The organism is Cellulosimicrobium sp. NPDC055967, assembly GCF_042269845.1.
Taxonomy (GTDB): Bacteria; Actinomycetota; Actinomycetes; order Actinomycetales; family Cellulomonadaceae; genus Cellulosimicrobium.
This window is the reverse complement of the sequence record NZ_JBHJYJ010000001.1, coordinates 306231-321736: the sequence shown is the minus strand read 5'-3', so window position 1 is coordinate 321736 and position 15506 is coordinate 306231. Positions and strand designations below refer to the sequence as shown.

11 protein-coding genes are annotated in these 15506 nt (G+C 73.8%); 7 read left to right on the top strand and 4 right to left on the bottom strand.

Translation table 11 applies throughout. From position 1 onward, the window contains the following. Window positions 1-2: 2 nt before the first annotated feature. Together ACFC2L_RS01320 and uxaC are read right to left on the bottom strand one after the other, a co-directional pair. Entirely contained in the window at window positions 3-2039 is a 2037-nt protein-coding gene (locus tag ACFC2L_RS01320; protein ID WP_375822430.1) for an alpha-glucuronidase, read from the bottom strand. 74 nt (window positions 2040-2113) lie between these two features. After that, a complete protein-coding gene (gene uxaC / locus ACFC2L_RS01315; protein ID WP_375822429.1) occupies window positions 2114-3631 on the bottom strand; it encodes a glucuronate isomerase in 1518 nt (505 codons plus the stop codon). 118 nt (window positions 3632-3749) lie between these two features. On the opposite strand from uxaC, the gene ACFC2L_RS01310 reads away from it, so the two are divergent. Continuing rightward, on the top strand, window positions 3750-4787 hold the full coding sequence (locus ACFC2L_RS01310) for a LacI family DNA-binding transcriptional regulator (protein ID WP_375822428.1): 1038 nt from the start codon (window positions 3750-3752) through the stop codon (window positions 4785-4787). 156 nt (window positions 4788-4943) lie between these two features. On the opposite strand, the gene ACFC2L_RS01305 is transcribed toward ACFC2L_RS01310, so the two are convergent. Both ACFC2L_RS01305 and ACFC2L_RS01300 read right to left on the bottom strand, forming a co-directional pair. Then, window positions 4944-8333: a family 16 glycoside hydrolase gene (locus tag ACFC2L_RS01305; protein WP_375822427.1), complete on the bottom strand. Its 3390-nt coding sequence runs from the start codon at window positions 8331-8333 to the stop codon at window positions 4944-4946. Between the two features lie 154 nt (window positions 8334-8487). Beyond that, window positions 8488-9492 carry a LacI family DNA-binding transcriptional regulator gene (locus ACFC2L_RS01300; protein WP_375822426.1) on the bottom strand — a complete coding sequence of 335 codons (1005 nt, stop codon included), beginning with the start codon at window positions 9490-9492 and terminating at the stop codon, window positions 8488-8490. Between the two features lie 304 nt (window positions 9493-9796). On the opposite strand from ACFC2L_RS01300, the gene ACFC2L_RS01295 reads away from it, so the two are divergent. From ACFC2L_RS01295 to ACFC2L_RS01270, 6 genes are all read left to right on the top strand, one after another. Further along, the gene (locus ACFC2L_RS01295; RefSeq protein WP_375822425.1) at window positions 9797-10084 is read left to right on the top strand and encodes a hypothetical protein; all 288 of its coding nucleotides are present in this window, start codon (window positions 9797-9799) and stop codon (window positions 10082-10084) included. A 470-nt stretch (window positions 10085-10554) separates the two neighbouring features. Further along, complete coding sequence (locus ACFC2L_RS01290) at window positions 10555-11382, top strand: sugar phosphate isomerase/epimerase family protein (protein ID WP_375822424.1); 828 nt, start codon at window positions 10555-10557, stop codon at window positions 11380-11382. 62 nt (window positions 11383-11444) lie between these two features. Next, a complete protein-coding gene (locus ACFC2L_RS01285; protein WP_375822423.1) occupies window positions 11445-12338 on the top strand; it encodes an ABC transporter permease in 894 nt (297 codons plus the stop codon). A 69-nt stretch (window positions 12339-12407) separates the two neighbouring features. Continuing rightward, window positions 12408-13430 carry an ABC transporter substrate-binding protein gene (locus ACFC2L_RS01280; protein ID WP_375822422.1) on the top strand — a complete coding sequence of 341 codons (1023 nt, stop codon included), beginning with the start codon at window positions 12408-12410 and terminating at the stop codon, window positions 13428-13430. Next, on the top strand, window positions 13427-14242 hold the full coding sequence (locus tag ACFC2L_RS01275) for an ABC transporter ATP-binding protein (RefSeq protein ID WP_375822421.1): 816 nt from the start codon (window positions 13427-13429) through the stop codon (window positions 14240-14242). The genes ACFC2L_RS01280 and ACFC2L_RS01275 overlap by 4 nt, the downstream gene beginning before the upstream one ends. After that, window positions 14239-15357, top strand: a complete 1119-nt coding sequence (locus ACFC2L_RS01270; protein WP_375822420.1) for a Gfo/Idh/MocA family protein — start codon at window positions 14239-14241, stop codon at window positions 15355-15357. Before ACFC2L_RS01275 ends, ACFC2L_RS01270 begins: the two co-directional genes overlap by 4 nt. The last annotated feature ends 149 nt before the right edge of the window (window positions 15358-15506 follow it).

Genomic DNA, 15506 nt, shown 5'->3' with positions numbered 1-15506 from the left:
GCTCAGTAGATCGTGCGGCCGTGCGCGTCGGGGACCCCGGACGCGCGCAGGAAGTAGGTGCACACCTGGTCCCGCCACTCGCTCGCGGAGCGGAGCTGCTCCGCGAGCCGCTCGGTGACCCGCGCGAACACCGCGTCGTCGACCACCCCCCGCAAGCTCTCCCACGTGCGCGCGTACTCCTCCACGCGTTCGACGCCGGCGAAGTGGGTGTCGTACACGTGCTGGACGACGGTCGTGCCGCCATGCAGCACGTGCCCGTACGGCACGTGGTGGAAGAACAGCAGCAGCTCGTCCGGGCACGTGTCGAGCGACTCGTAGACGTCGCGCCACGGTGCGGGGTACTGGCCGGTGTAGCCGGTGCCGGTCGCGCGCGTGCGGTCGACGCCGACGCCGTCGCGGTCGGCGAAGTGGTACGTGCCCCACGGCGAGTACTCGTAGCCCTCGACCGACGGCCCGTAGTGGTGCCCGGGGCTCACCATGAAGCCCACGCCGAGGGGGGCGGTGTACGCCTCGTAGGTGCGCCACGAGTCGTCGAGGACGGCGTGGAGCGCCGCCCGGACGTCGGGGTCGACGGTGCGGTCGGCGCCCGCGGGCGACGGGGACGCGAACGTCAGGGAGACCCACTCGTCGAGGACGGCGGTCGGATCGAGCGTCGGGTCCCACGCGAGGCGGCCGAACGCGTAGAGGTTCGCCTGCGCGAGCGGGTGCCCGGTCCAGAACGCGTCGTCGCCGACGTTCGACACCGCCGCGATCCCGCCGCCCCGCGCGGCCGCGACCTGGGGAGAGGCGTTCGGGCCGGTGCCCCCGACGACGTCGGACACCGTGGGGGAGCTGTCGTCCCCCTCGACCGGACCCCACGGTCCGAACCGCAGGATCTCGCTCCACCACGGGCCCAGGTAGCACGCGTGCCGCTGCTGGCCCGTGTACTCCTGCGTCACCTGCAGCTCGACGGCGAGGCGCGTGCGCGGCATCGCGGCGAGCACCGGGGAGACGGGCTCGCGCGTCTGGAAGTCCATAGGGCCGTGCTTGACCTGCACGATCACGTTCTCGTCGAACCGCCCGTCGAGCGGGGCGAAGTGGTCGTACGCGGCGCGCGCCCGATCGGTCGAGCGGTCGCGCCAGTCCTGGGTGTGGTCGTAAACGAACGCCCGCCAGTGCACCGTGCCGCCGTACGGGGCGAGGGCGCGTGCGAGGAGGTTCGCGCCGTCGGCGTGGTCCCGCCCGTACGCGAACGGCCCCGGCTGGCCCTCGGAGTCCGCCTTGACGACGAACCCGCCGAAGTCGGGGATCACCTCGTACACGTGCCGGACGGCGTCCGCCCACCAGGCCTGCACGTCCGGGTCGAGCGGGTCCGACGTCGCGAGCCCGCCGAGCACGATCGGCGCCGCGAAGCTCACCGACAGGTGCACGCGGATGCCCCACGGCCGGAACGCGGCGGCGACGCGCGCGACGTCGGGCAGGTCGTCCGTGAGCAGCCGCGCCTCGCGCGCGTGCACGTTGACGTTGTTGATCGCGACGCGGTTCACGCCCGTCGCCGCGAGCACGCGCGCGTACTGCTCGACGCGCGACAGGTCCTCGCGCACGTGCCCGTCCGCGTAGAAGATCGAGCCGCCCGCGTACCCGCGCTCGACCTGGCCCATGACCGGGTGGACGTCCACGTTGTCCCAGTGGTCGAGCATGCGCAGCGCGTGCGCGGGCTCGTGGCGAGCCTCCGGGTGGCCGGCGGCGTCCGTCGTCCCGGAGCGCACGACGTGGAACCACGCGTGGAGGAGCGCGGCGTCGTCGTCCGCCGCGACGTCCAGGCGGCCGTCTCGGTGCGCGACGACGAACCCCTCGCCGCCGGGGACGGCACCGGTGTCGCGCAGGACGAGGTCGGCGTCGCCGTCGACGAGGGTCGCGCCCGCACGGCGGGCCTCGCCGCGGACGGTCTCGGCGAGCGGGCCGTCGCCCGCGACGAGCACGGTGCGGCCGCGCAGGAACGCGGTCGCGGCGTCGGGCAGCCAGGCGGGGTGCACGGACGGGTGGTCCGGGGTGGTCACGGGTCTCTCCTGGGGAACGGTCTGAGCGTGAGTGCGTGAGATGGTCGCGAGATCGGGCCGCCGCGGCGACGACTTCATGCACTCAACGGCGGGTAGGACGCCTGGGGCAGGTGATAGGCGAGGTCGACGGCGGTCTCGAGCGCCTCGTCGAGGTCGAGCCGGTGCTCGGCGACGAGGCGGGCGAGGTGGCCGGCGTCGATCCGGCGCGCGAGGTCGTGGCGGGCCGGGATGGAGCAGAACGCGCGCGTGTCGTCGACGAACCCGCTCGTGTTGTAGAAGCCCGCGGTGTCCGTCGCGGCCTCGCGGAAGCGACGCATGCCGTCGGGGGTGTCGAGGAACCACCACGGGGCGCCGAGCCGCAGCGCCGGGTAGACCCCGGCGAGGGGAGCGAGCTCGCGCGAGAACGTGTCCTCGTCGACGGTGAACGCGATCATCCGGAAGCCGGGGTGGTGACCGAACGCCTCGAGGACGGGACGCAGCGCGCGCACGTACTCGGTGCGCTCGGGGATGTCGTAGCCCCTGTCCGGCCCGTAGGCCTGCGCGACGCCGGCGCAGTGGTCGCGCAGGACGCCCGGGTGGAGCTGCATGACGAGCCCGTCCTCGGCCGACATCGCGGCCATCTGGAAGAGCATGTGCGCGGAGAAGGCCCGGGCGTCCGCCGCGGTGGCCTCGCCGCGCAGCGCGCGGTCGAGGATGCGGGCGGCGTCGGCGTCGTCGAGGGGGGTGGTGTCGGCGGTCAGGTGGCCGTGGTCCGTCGCCCGGGCGCCGGCGGCGACGAACGCGGCGCGGCGTGCGCGCAGCGCGTCGAGGTAGGACCGGTAGTCGACGACGTCCGTCCCCGCGGCCGCGCCGAGCTCGGCCACCTGGGCGGCCCAGTCGGCGCGGTCGACGTGCAGGAGCGGGTCGGGCCGGAACGTCGGTACGACGCGCTCGCCCCAGCCGTCCGCGGCGAGGCGAGCGTGGTCGGCGAGCGGGGACTGCGCGGGGTCGGTCGTCGCGAGGAGCTCGAGGCCGAACTGCTCGAAGAGCGCGCGCGGCCTGAACTCGGGCCGCGCGAGGCGGTCGACCAGGTGGTCGTAGAGCGCGTCGGCGGTCTGTGCCGACGGGCGCACCGGGGCGCCGAAGACCTCGACGAGCGCGTGCTCGGTCCAGTAGCGCGTCGGGGTGCCGCGGAACAGGTGCCAGCCCGCGCAGAACCGGCGCCAGATCTCGCGCGGGTCCGTCTCGGCGGGCGCGGTGCCGTCGGGAGCGCCGGGCACGGGCGCGACGCCGAGGTCCTGGACACCGCGCACGCCCGGCGCGCCGTGCGGTGACGTGCTCTGCGCGACGAGCATGCGCACGAGGTAGTGGTCGGGCGTGACGAACAGCGCCGCGGGGTCGCCGAAGGACGCGTCGTCGGCGAGCAGGGCGGCGTCGACGTGCCCGTGCATGGAGACGATCGGGAGGTCGCGCGTCGCCGCGTAGACCTCGCGGGCGAGCGGTCGGAGCACGGGGTCGGCGGGGAGCGCGCGGTCGGGGTGCAGGGACCACGGCGTCGTCGCGGTGGTCGGGTCCAGGTGGGCCGTGCTCGTCACGGGTTCCTCCAGAGGCATCGTTGCGAACGTTTGCATCGTACGTCACGGGATCTCGCGGAGCGAAAACCGCGGGGCCGCTACAATCGTTCGCAGTCCCGGGTCTCCCCGCCGGGCCCCGAGCGCCGAGGAGGCAGCCGTGGTCACCGTCCGTGACGTCGCCCGCGAGAGCGGGGTGTCGATCTCCACGGTCTCCCGCGCCCTCGCCGAGCCCGAGCGCGTCGCCCCGGAGACGCGCGACCGCGTCGTCGCCGTCGCCCACCGCCTCGGGTACCGGCCCAACCGCGCCGCGAGCGGGCTGCGAGCTGGTCGCACCGGGGCACTCGGGCTCGTCGTGCCCGACCTGGAGAACCCGTACTTCGCGTCCGTGACCAAGGGCGTGCAGGCGCGGGCGCGCCAGACGGGCCACGCCGTGTTCGTCGTCGACGCGGGGGAGGACCCCGCGCTCGAGACCGAGCTCGTCACCGGGCTGCGGTCCCAGACGGACGGGCTCGTGCTGTGCTCTCCGCGCGCCGCCGAGGCCGACCTGGACGCCGCGCGGGGCGCCCCCGTCGTCCTCGTCAACCTCCGGCACGACGGCGTCCCCTCCGTCTCCTCGGACGACGCGCACGGCGTCGCCCTCGCCGTCGAGCACCTGCGCGCTCTCGGCCACCGTCGTGTCGCGTACGTCGGCGGGCCCGACCGGTCCTGGTCGGACGCGCGCCGCCGCGCCGGTCTCGACGCCGCCCGCGAGCGCTACCCGGACGTCGAGACCGTGACGGTGGGGTCGTTCCGCCCCCGCGTCGAGGGTGGTCGTGCGGCGGCCGACCTCGTCGTCGCCTCCGGCGCGACGGCGGTGCTCGCCTACAACGACCTCGTCGCCCTCGGCCTCGTGGCCCGCCTGCGCGAGCGCGGCGTCGACGTCCCGCGCGACCTCAGCGTCGTCGGGTTCGACGACACGTTCGTCGCGACCCTCGCGTCGCCCGCGCTCACCACGGTCCGCACGGACCTCGCGCGCCTCGGCGCCCGCGCCGTCGACCGCCTGGTCGCCGCGCTCGGCACACGCCGCGGGACTGCCAGCGACGCCGACGGCTCCCCGGACGTCGCGACGTCCCCGGACGACGTCCTCCCGGTCGAGCTCGTCGTCCGCGACTCCACGACCCTCGCCCCCACCGGCCAGCCGGTCCCGCCGAGATAGAGCCTCCCGTCTCCGGGTAGAGCTCGCGGGGCTCTACCTCGCGACCGGAACCTCTCTCTCGCGCTGCCCGGAATCTCCCTCGGCAGACGACGGACCCGGGGCCGTCTCGTGAGCCGGGGTGGCGCACGAGACAGCCCCGGGTCCGGGACCGGAGGGTCAGCCGCAGGACGGCTGGCCGTGCTCCGGCGTCGCGACGGTCTCCCGCTCGTCGGAGGTGTCGGACGGACGGGCGGTGACGGTCACGGATCCGGCCGCCGGGTCCTCCACGCCGCGGACGGCGAACGACTGGTAGGCGTTCTTGCCGGGGGCGACGTCGGTGAACGTCCTGGACCCGTACGGCGTGTCGAGGACGACGTCCAGCGGGACGGTGTCCTCGTTGAGCGCGCGGACGGCGACGTACGGCGTGCCCGCGAGGCACCGGACCTCGGCGGTCGCGGTGACCGCGACCTCCTCCTGGCCGGGCTCCTCCACGCTGGGGAGGCGCTCGATCCAGATGTTGCGGAACCGGGGGTTGAGGCCGGGGTCGCCGTGGTCCTGGAGCTTGATGTACCCCGACGTCGGGCCCTCGTTCTTGCCGTTGCCGGTCTTGCCGGTGACCGCGACGTCGTCGTGCACGACCTGCCCGTTCCACACGAGGGTGATGCGGGCGTCCTCGGTCTTGGCGCCGTCGGGACCGAACCGCGCCGCCCGGAACTCGAGGTCGTACGTCTGCCACGTGCCCATCGGGGTCGCGGCGTTCACGTCCGGGGCCTTCTGGAGGTAGATCGACCCGGCGTCGTTGTTCTTCGGCGGGTCGATGCCGAACGACTCGAGCACCTGCACCTCGTACCGCTCCTGGATGTAGACGCCGCTGTTGCCGCGGGCCTGGCCCGTGACGTCGGGGGCGTGCTCGGGCTGGTACCACTCGACGTGCATCCGGAAGTCGTCGAACTTCTCCCGGGTGCGGATGTCGCCGCCGAACGACTCGACGGAGCCGTCGGCGATCGGCCAGGTCGCGGGACCGCCGCCGTTGACGGCCGCCCACCGGTCGAGGTCGTCGCCGTCGAACAGCGCGATGCGCTCGGTCGGGGTGACGGTGAGGCTGTCGAGGTTGACGTGACCGATGTCGTCGTCGTCGTGCCGGATCGTGATGGTGTTGGCGCCCTCGCGCAGCGGCACGGTCTCGACCTGGGTGGCCCAGGTGGACCAGGCCACGGTGCTGTCGAACCAGACCTGCTTGATCTTCTCGCCGTTGACGTAGAGGCTCAGGTTCCTCGGCAGCGGCGCGGGGTCGCTGTTCTGGCCGTTGGCGTAGCGGATCGCGAGGTCGTGCAGGCCGGCCTCCTCGGTGCGGACGGCGAACGTCGTCTGCGCGCCCGGCTCCCAGTTGCGGTCGACGAACCCGGACCCCGAGTAGCCGGCGTGGTTGTTGTTCCACCCGGCTCCGCCCTCGATGTTCGCTGCCTCGGCCTCGTAGACCGGCGGCGCGACGGACCCGTCGGGCAGGCGCGTGAGGGTGTACCAGGCCTCGGTGCTCCACAGCTCCTGACCGGTCTCCGACGCGAACGGGCGCGGGGAGTGGACGTTCACGACGCGACCCGGCTTGAGCCCGTCGATCTGCAGCGTCACCGTCTTCCGGTCCTCCGAGACGGTCGCGGCCGTGACGTCGAGGTCCTCCTCGTCGACCTTCGGCCCGCCGTACTGCGGGGTCGCGACGTAGCGCCACTGGGCGGCGGTGTACTTCGACGCGAGGTCCTGCGCCGTCTCCTCCGACAGCGGCTGCGTGTACTCGATCTCGAACCCGCCCTCGACGGCGCGCATCGCGAGCATGTCGAACGCGGTGTTGTCGTCGTACGTGAGCTTCTGGAGCCCGTAGGAGAGCTTGCCCGCCTGGCCCCAGTTGCCCGACCACCCGATGCCGCCGACGTAGATCGCGCCGTCGGGGCCGACGCTCGTGCGGCTGACGCCGGACTCGAGGCCCTGCGTCATGCGGAAGACGGCGCCCTGCTCCTGGCCCGCGACGTCCTCGAGGTAGGCGCGCTGCAGGCCGCCGTACGTCACGTCGCCGATCGCGAGCTGCCCGGCGAACACGCCCTCGGTGAGCACGACCGGGTTGCTGGGCGAGTTCGAGATCTCGCTGTGCGGCATCCACAGGACCGGCTCGGTGACGGGCCGGTCGTCGTAGGGGCCGTCGGGGTTGGTGAAGTGGTTGTAGAACGCGCCCTCCTCGACGCGCACGAGCTTGGACGTCGGGATGCGGACGCCCTGGTTGTCGGCGACGTACATGGCGCCGTCGGCGCCCCAGCCGAGCCCGTTCGGGGTGCGCAGGCCGCCCGCGACGTACTCGACCTCGCCGGTCTCCTTGCTGATCTTCATGACCGAGCCGCGGTTCTCCGCGAGCTGCGGGTCGAGCGAGTTGCCGCCGGGGATCATCGCGATGCCGGTCGTGACGTAGAAGTACCCGTCCTCGTAGAGCAGACCGAACGCGAACTCGTGGTAGTTGCCGCCGAACGGCCAGGTCGCGATCGTGTCGTACTCGTCGGCGACCTCGTCGCCGTCGGTGTCGACGAGCGCCGTGAGGCCGTCCTTCTCGGACACGTAGATCGTGCCGTCGACGTACTTCAGGCCCATGGGCTCCGTCAGGCCCTCCGCGACCTGGGTGTACGTCACCTCGTCCGCGCCGGTGTCTCCCTGGACGTGGTCGATCAGGTACACCGCGCCGAGCTGCGTGAGCCGGTCGCCGCCCCACGTGGAGATGGCCAGACGGCCGTCGGGCAGCCAGTCCATGCCCGTCACCTGCGGCTGGAAGCCCTCGGGGCGCAGGTCCGTGAGGGTGTAGTCGGGGTGCACCTCGGTGAGCGGCAGGCCGTCGCCCGGCGCCTCGGTGACGCCCTCGCACTCCTTGCGGCCCGGCGAGGTGACGCGCGTGACGTCGGCGTCGGTGCTCAGCACCGAGTTCGGCACGACGACGTAGCCCGACGCGCCCGGCGGGCGCCACTCGAGCTTGAGCCGCTGGTCGAACTCGCCGTCGAAGTGGTCGATGCGCAGCGCGCGGTAGCCCGCCTCGAGCTCGATCGACCCCTCCTTGGGCGTCGCGCCGTGACGGCCCGGGTGGTCGACCACGAGCTCGTCGTCCAGCAGCAGGCGCGCGCCGTCGTCGTTCGTGATCCGGAAGTCGTACGTGCCGGCCTCGGGGACGTTCAGGTACCCCGACACCTCGGTGACGAACTTGTCCGTGAGGCCGAAGTCGGCGGCCGTGGTCCAGTCGATGGTCGGCATGATCTTGTCGACGTTGGGCGTCTGCCCGGGCTTGAGCGTGCAGTAGTCGTCGAGGATGACCTGGACGTCGAAGACGCGCAGCGTCACGCCGGGCTCCTGCGGGCGGATGTCGGCCTGCGTCGCGGCGGGTGCCACGGCGGGTGCGACGGTCGGCACCGCTGCCTGGGCCGTGAGGACGCCGGACGGCACGGCCAGGGCGGCGAGCGCGGCCACGACGGCGCGCCGTCTTCTGCGGCGGGGCCGGGGCGTGCCGTGCGGGGGTGGTGCGTCGGTCGAGGGGTGTTCCATCAGCCTGCCTCTCCGTCGAGGACCGTGCGTCGGACTGCGCACAGGGCGCGCATCGGTGCGCTGTGCCGTCACTATCCGGGGCGCGCGCGGTCCGGGCAACGAGTTGCCACTTGTTGCCCCTGTCCCGACGGCGGCGACGCCCGCGGGGGTGCGGTCAGGCCGGGCGGCCGGTCGAGCCGCGCTCGACGAGCTTCGCCGGGAGCAGCGTCGGCCCGGCGGCGGGAGCGGGCGACGTGCGGAGCTGGGCCAGGAGCCGCTGGACCGCGAACGACCCGAAGTGGCGCAGCGGCGCGGCGACGGTCGTGAGGGGCGGGGTGCAGAAGTCCGAGCCGAAGATGTTGTCGAACCCGACGATGCTCAGGTCGCGCGGCACCTCGACCCCGAGCCGGCGCAGGCCGCGCATCGCGCCGATCGCGATGAGGTCGTTGTACGCGACGGCCGCCGTGGCGGGGTGCTTGACGAGCGACTTGGCCGCGGAGAGCCCGCCGGCGAGCGTCGGCGCGAAGGGGCCGACACGCCGCGCCTGGACGTCGGTCTCGCGCGTCGCCTCGCGGAACGCGCGCCAGCGCATCCCGTCGGCCCACGACGCCTCGGGCCCGGCGACGTAGGCGAGGCTCGTGTGCCCGAGCCCGGCCAGGTGCTCGACGGCGCTGCGCATGCCCTGGGCGTTGTCCGTCAGGACGCTCGGGACGTCGGTCATGTGCCGGTTCATGACGACGGTCGGCCGCTGCTTCGCGGCGACCCGGATCGAGGAGTCCGAGAGCCGGGACGTCGCGAGGATCAGGCCCTCCACGAGGGGCAGCGTCCGGTCGAGCGCGCGGCGTTCGGCCTCGTCGGACTCGTGGGCGTCGACCATGAGCAGCGTGTACCCGGCGTCACGTGCCGTCTTCTCCGCGCCGCGGATGATCTCGAAGAAGAAGGGGTTGGTCACGTCGGCCACCACGATCGCGAGCAGCGAGGTCCGGCCGGTCGGCAGGCCGCGGGCCAGCGGGTTCGTCCGGTAGCCGAGCTCGCTCGCGACCTGGCGGATGCGCTCCGCGGTCTGCGCGTTGACGCGGCCGGGCCGCGAGAACGTCCGTGACACGGTCGAGGGGGCGACGCCGGCCGCCTGGGCGACGTCGTAGATCGTCGGGCTGGCACCATTGCCGGCTGAGGTCATGCGGTCGGACTGTAACGGGCGTGACAGCGGTGGACAACAACCGGTTGTCGCCCTCGTGTCGCGGTTGTGCCGCGTGACCAGCCGGTACGCGCGCCGTGGCCGCCTCGTGCCCGGCCCGCCCGCGGTGCGTCCCGTGGCAACCCCACGGCAACCGACGGCAACTCCTTGACGGGCCCCGACGGGCATCCTCCAATGGCTCCGTGATCTCGCGTGCGAACGCGTCCCTGCGCCCGACGGCGGCACGTCGGCGGCCTGGACCCCGACCCTCCGGTGCCGTCCCGGTCGTGCCCGGCGGACGGCGTCGATGAGCCGCACCGACCAGGCGCCGTCGGCCGACCTCGCCGTCGACCGGGTCCGCGACGGCGAGGCCGCCGTCCAGGTCGAGGCGGCCGAGAGCGAGCTGCGCCGGCTCGGCCTGGAGGACCTGCGGGTCCACCACCACGGCGACCTCGCCCGGGTCGAGGCTCCCCACACGGAGCTGCCGGTCGTGGCGGCCGAGCCCTTGCGCGGCGAGGTCCTGCGGGCCGTCCGGTCGGCGGGCTTCCGGCTCGTCGCGCTCGACCTCGGCACCCCCGCGGACCCCGGCACCTGACGCTCCGGCGCGCCCTCCGCGCGCCCCGCCCGGACCGCCACCGACGCGGCCGGGCAGCCGTCGACGGCCCCGTCACGGAACCGTCGCCGGGCGTCGCCCGGCGACGCCGACCGGTGGCAACCGACGGCAACCACGCCCTCCCGCGCGCTTCGTGCCCACGCACGGCCCGGCACCCGCGGTCCGGTGCGCCTGGCGCCGCGGTCGCCCGTCCAGCGCTGTCAGGTGCAACAAATGGCAACTCGTTGTCCGTGCCATGGCCCGCACCTACTGTCCATGCCAGGCGCACGGAGAACGAGCTCCGTGCGCAGGACCTCGACCACCGTCCCGTACGACCCCGCGTCCTCGCGTCACCGACCCCGCGCCGCCCCTCCGCACGAGCCCCTCCCCGGGCCGGAGGCTGCGGCCCGGCGGGCCCACGGTGCCGGCCGCGTCGTCGTCCGGGAGCCACCAGCAGAAGGGAGGGCGGCACGATGTGGACGCTCTCGGGCTTCGCCGACGAGATATCGCCCGACGTCGAGACGCAGTGCGTCGTGGCCTCCGAGCTCGGTCTGGGGTTCGTCGAGCTCCGCAGCGCGTGGGGGACCAACGTGCTCGACCTCGACGACGACCAGCGCGAGCGCGTCGCGAGCCTGCTGCACAAGCACGACCTCCGCGTCTCCAGCATCGGGTCTCCCGTCGGCAAGATCTTCGTCGACGAGGACTTCGCGCCCCACCTCGACCGGATGCGGCACGCCGCGCGCGTCGCACGGCAGCTCGGGGCCCCGTACGTGCGGGTGTTCTCGTTCTTCGTGCGTCCCGGGACCGACCCGGCGTCGTGGCGCGACGTCGTCCTGCGCCGGATGGCGGCGCTCGCCGACGTGGCGCGCGCGGCGGGCGTCGTGCTGGTCCACGAGAACGAGAAGGACATCTACGGCGACGTCCCGGAGCGGTGCCTGGACGTGGTCGAGTCCGTCGGCTCGCCGCACCTGGCGCTCGCGTGGGACTCGGCCAACTTCGTGCAGGTGGGCGTGCGGCCCTTCACCGACGGCTACGCGCTGCTGCGCCCGTACCTGGAGTACGTCCAGGTGAAGGACGCGCTCGCGGCGACGCGCGCCGTCGTGCCCGCCGGGCGTGGGGACGGCGAGGTGCGCGAGACCGTGCGGGCGCTGCGCGACGACGGCTTCGACGGGTTCTTCTCGCTCGAGCCGCACCTGAGCGAGGCGCACAGCCTCGGCGGGTTCTCCGGGCCGGAGCTGTTCACCGAGGCCTGGGAGGCCTTCACCACGATCCTCGACGCCGAGGCGGTGCCGTTCCGATGACCGACGCGCCCAGCCCGGACGTCCCGCCGACGACCAGGACCACGACCACGGAGGACCGCACGATGACGACTGCCCAGGAAGTGCGACCGGCCCGCCAGGAGGCGCGCCCGCCCGCCGGGGCGGCCCGGCGCCCCGGCCCGCGCCCGCGCGGCACGACGTCGGCCGGCAGCCGGGTGGTGGCGGTCGCCTCGGCGGCCTGGCGCCCCGCGCTGGTGCTGCTCGCGCTGTTCGCCGTGTGGTGGTTCGTCGCGTGGCGCGAGCTCGTGCCGGCGTACCTGGTCCCGTCGCCGGGGGCCGTGTGGGACACGATGGTCGAGGACTGGGCCATGCTGGCCGAGCACACCTGGGTGACCACGATGGAGACGGTCGTCGGGTTCGTGCTCGCGTCCGTGATCGGCGTCGCGACGGCCGTGCTCCTCGTCTACTCGCCGACGGCCGAGAAGTCGCTCTACCCGCTCATCCTCTTCGCGCAGGTGATCCCGAAGATCGCGATCGCCCCCATCCTCGTGGTCTGGTTCGGGTTCGGCGCGGCCCCCAAGATCATCCTCGCGGTGCTCATCGCGTTCTTCCCGGTCGTGGTCTCGGCCGTCGCCGGGCTGCGGTCGATCGACCCGGAGCTGCTGGAGATGTCGGCGACCATGGGCGCGTCGCGCTGGAAGACGTTCCGCAAGATCCGCTTCCCGGGGTCGCTGCCGCAGCTGATGTCCGGCCTGAAGGTCGCCGTCACGCTCGCGGTGGTGGGGGCGGTCGTCGGCGAGTTCGTCGGCGCCGACCGCGGCCTCGGGTACGTGCTGCTCCTCGCGAGCGGCAACCTCGACGCGCCGCTCCTGTTCGCGGACCTCATCCTCATGTCGCTCATCGGCGTCGTGCTGTTCCTCCTCGTCGAGCTGCTGGAGCGGCTCCTCATCCCGTGGCACGCGTCGCAGCGCGGGAACCTCGTCCTCGCGTCCTCCTGACCCGCCCCTGACCCACCCCAGAGTTCGCCGCCCCGACGACGAGGCGGCGCGAGCAGAAGGAGTCTTCCCATGCGTGGTGCACGTCTGACAGTCTCGCTGGCCGTGGCCGGCGTCGTGGTCGCGGGGACGGCGGCCTGCGGGCAGTCGGCCGACCCGTCCGGGCCCGCGGAGGGCGCGGACGGCCTCACCGAGGTCACCGTCACCCTCAACTGGGTGCCCTACGGCGAGCACGCGCCGTTCTACTACGGCGTCGAGCAGGGCATCTTCGAGGAGGAGGGGATCGACCTCACGATCCAGCCCGGCAACGGCTCGGGGAACACGGTCCAGCAGGTCGCGCAGCGCAACACCGACTTCGGCTGGGCGGACACGCCGCCGCTCGCGAACGCGATCAGCTCGGGCATGCCGGTGCGCAGCGTCGGCGTGTTCCTCCAGACCGGCCCCAGCTCGGTGGAGTTCTTCGCCGAGCAGGGCATCGCCGAGCCGGCCGACCTGGTGGGCAAGACGGTCGGCGGCACGCCGGGCGACGCGATGTACGGGACGTTCCCGGCCTGGCTGGAGCTCAACGGCGTCGACCCGGCCGACGTGACCGTGGTCAACGTCGACGCCGCGGGCAAGATCGCCGCGCTCATCGAGGGCAAGGTCGACGCGATCCAGGGCTTCCACCACGACCAGGCGCCGACGATCGAGAACCAGACCGGCGAGGAGGTCGAGGCGCTGCCGTTCGCGGACTTCGGCATGAACCTGCTCGGCACGGGGCTCGTGGCCAACGAGAAGCTCATCGCGGACGACCCGGAGCTCGTCGAGGCGATGGTGCGGGCGACGTCGCGCTCGTTCCTCGCGGCGTCCGAGGACCCGGACGCCGCCGTCGCGGCGATGGCCGCGGGTGCCGAGCAGGCGCCCGACGAGGCGGTCCTGGCGGCCCAGCTCGCCGCGACGATCGAGCTGCTCAACCTCGCGGACGCCCCCGCCCCCGGCGTGAACACCGAGGAGCAGTGGACGGACACCCTCACGTTCCTGTCCGAGAACACGGACTTCGACGGCGGCACGACCCCGGCCGACTTCTGGGACGGCGCGTTCGGGGCGGACCTGTGACCGCGACCGAGCTCACCGCCCCCGTCGACGCGGCCGTCGCCGACCCGATCATCGAGGTCCGCGACCTCACGATGCGCTTCACGTCGAAGCGGTCGGAGACCGTGGCGCTCGACGACGTCTCCCTGAGCGTCCAGCCGGGCGAGTTCGTGACGATCGTCGGGCCGTCGGGCTGCGGCAAGTCCACGCTGCTGAAGATCGTCGCGGGCCTCACGGCCTACACCGAGGGCGCGGTGCGTCTGCACGGGCAGCCCGTCACGCGGCCGCAGCGCGACATCGGGTTCGCGTTCCAGCGCTCGGCGCTGCTCGAGTGGCGCGGGGTGCGCAAGAACATCCTGCTCCAGGCGGAGATGCGGGGCATGGACAAGCGCCGGGCGCAGGAGCGCGCGGACGCGCTCATCGCGCTGACCGGGCTCACGGGCTTCGAGAAGGCGCTGCCGCACGAGCTGTCCGGCGGCATGCAGCAGCGCGTCGCGCTGTGCCGGGCCCTGCTGCACGAGCCGCGCGTCCTGCTCATGGACGAGCCGTTCGGAGCGCTCGACGCGCTCACGCGCGAGCAGATGAACATCGAGATGAACCGCATCTGGCGCGAGACCGGCACGACCATCGTGCTCGTCACGCACTCCGTGCCCGAGGCGGTGTTCCTGGGGAGCCGGATCGTCGTCATGAGCCCGCGCCCCGGACGGATCGTCGAGACCCTCGAGCCCGGGCTGCCCGACGAGCGGGACTACGGCACGACGCTCGTCGACCCCCGGTTCACGGGGGCCGCCGAGCGGCTGCGCGACCTGCTCGGCGCCAGCCACGTCGCCGAGTGAGCGCGTCCGTGCGGTCGGCTCCGGGGAGCGGCGCTCCCGTCGTCGGCGTCGGGATCGTCGGGATGGGCAGCATCGGCGTGCTGCACGCGCGGGCGCTGCGCGACCTGGCGCCGCGGGCGCGGCTCGTCGCGTACAGCGGGGGCGCGCCGCTCGACGACGACGTGACGCCGGCAGGGCCCGCGGCGCACGTGGCGCCGGAGGAGGTGGTCCGCCACGAGGGCGTCGACGTCGTGGCGGTCTGCACGCCGAGCGGGAGCCACGCGCGCCTCGCGCTCGCGGCGCTCGCGGCGGGCAGGCACGTCGTCGTGGAGAAGCCGCTCGCGGTGACCGTCGAGGACGCGCTCCGCGTCGAGCGGGAGGCGCGCGAGCGGGGCCTGGTCGTCTCGATGGTCTCGCAGCGCCGCTTCGAGCCCCAGCACCAGGCGCTCCGGCGCGCGCTCGACGACGGCGCCCTCGGCGAGCTGCGCCTCGTCGCGACGCATGTGCCGTGGTTCCGCGACGACGACTACTACGCCGCGGCCCGGTGGCGGTCGTCCACGGCGGAGGGCGGCGGGTCGCTCATGAACCAGGGCGTGCACAACGTCGACCTCCTGCGCTGGCTGTGCGGGCCGGTCGAGTCGGTCACCGCCCAGGCGGGGACGCTCGCGCGCGCGCCGCGCGTCGCAGACCCCGGGCTGGGCGCCGCCGACGACGCCGCCGAGGACACCACGGTCGCGACGCTGCGCCTCGCGTCGGGTGCGCTCGGCGTCGTCACGACGACGACGGCCACGCCCCCGGGGTTCCCCGCCACCCTCGCGCTCCACGGGTCGCACGGGTCGGTGGAGCTCGCGCAGGACGAGGTCCTCCGCTGGGACGTGCCGGGCGTCCCGGCGCCCACGTCGGGGACCTCGGCGGGCGGCGCGGCCGACCCGCTCGCGATCGGTCATGCCGGTCACCGCGTGCAGTGGGAGCGGGTGCTCGCGGCCCTGGACGGGACGGCGCCGCCCCCGGTCGACGCCGCCGACGCCGTGGAGACCGTCCGGCTCCTGTGCGCGATCCGCGAGGCCGCCGCGACCGGACGGGTCGTGCGCCCGGCCGACCTCGCGGGGCGTAGCGTGCCGGCACCGGTGCGGTGACGCCGTCCGCACGTGCGCGGCGCCGTGCCCATCGCTGCGAACGTTTGCACGTCACGGCACCCCGAGTCTCCTGCACCCAGCACTGCTATGGCTACAATCGTTCGCATCGTACGTATCCGGGACTTCGCACCCGGCCCGACCACCGTGGT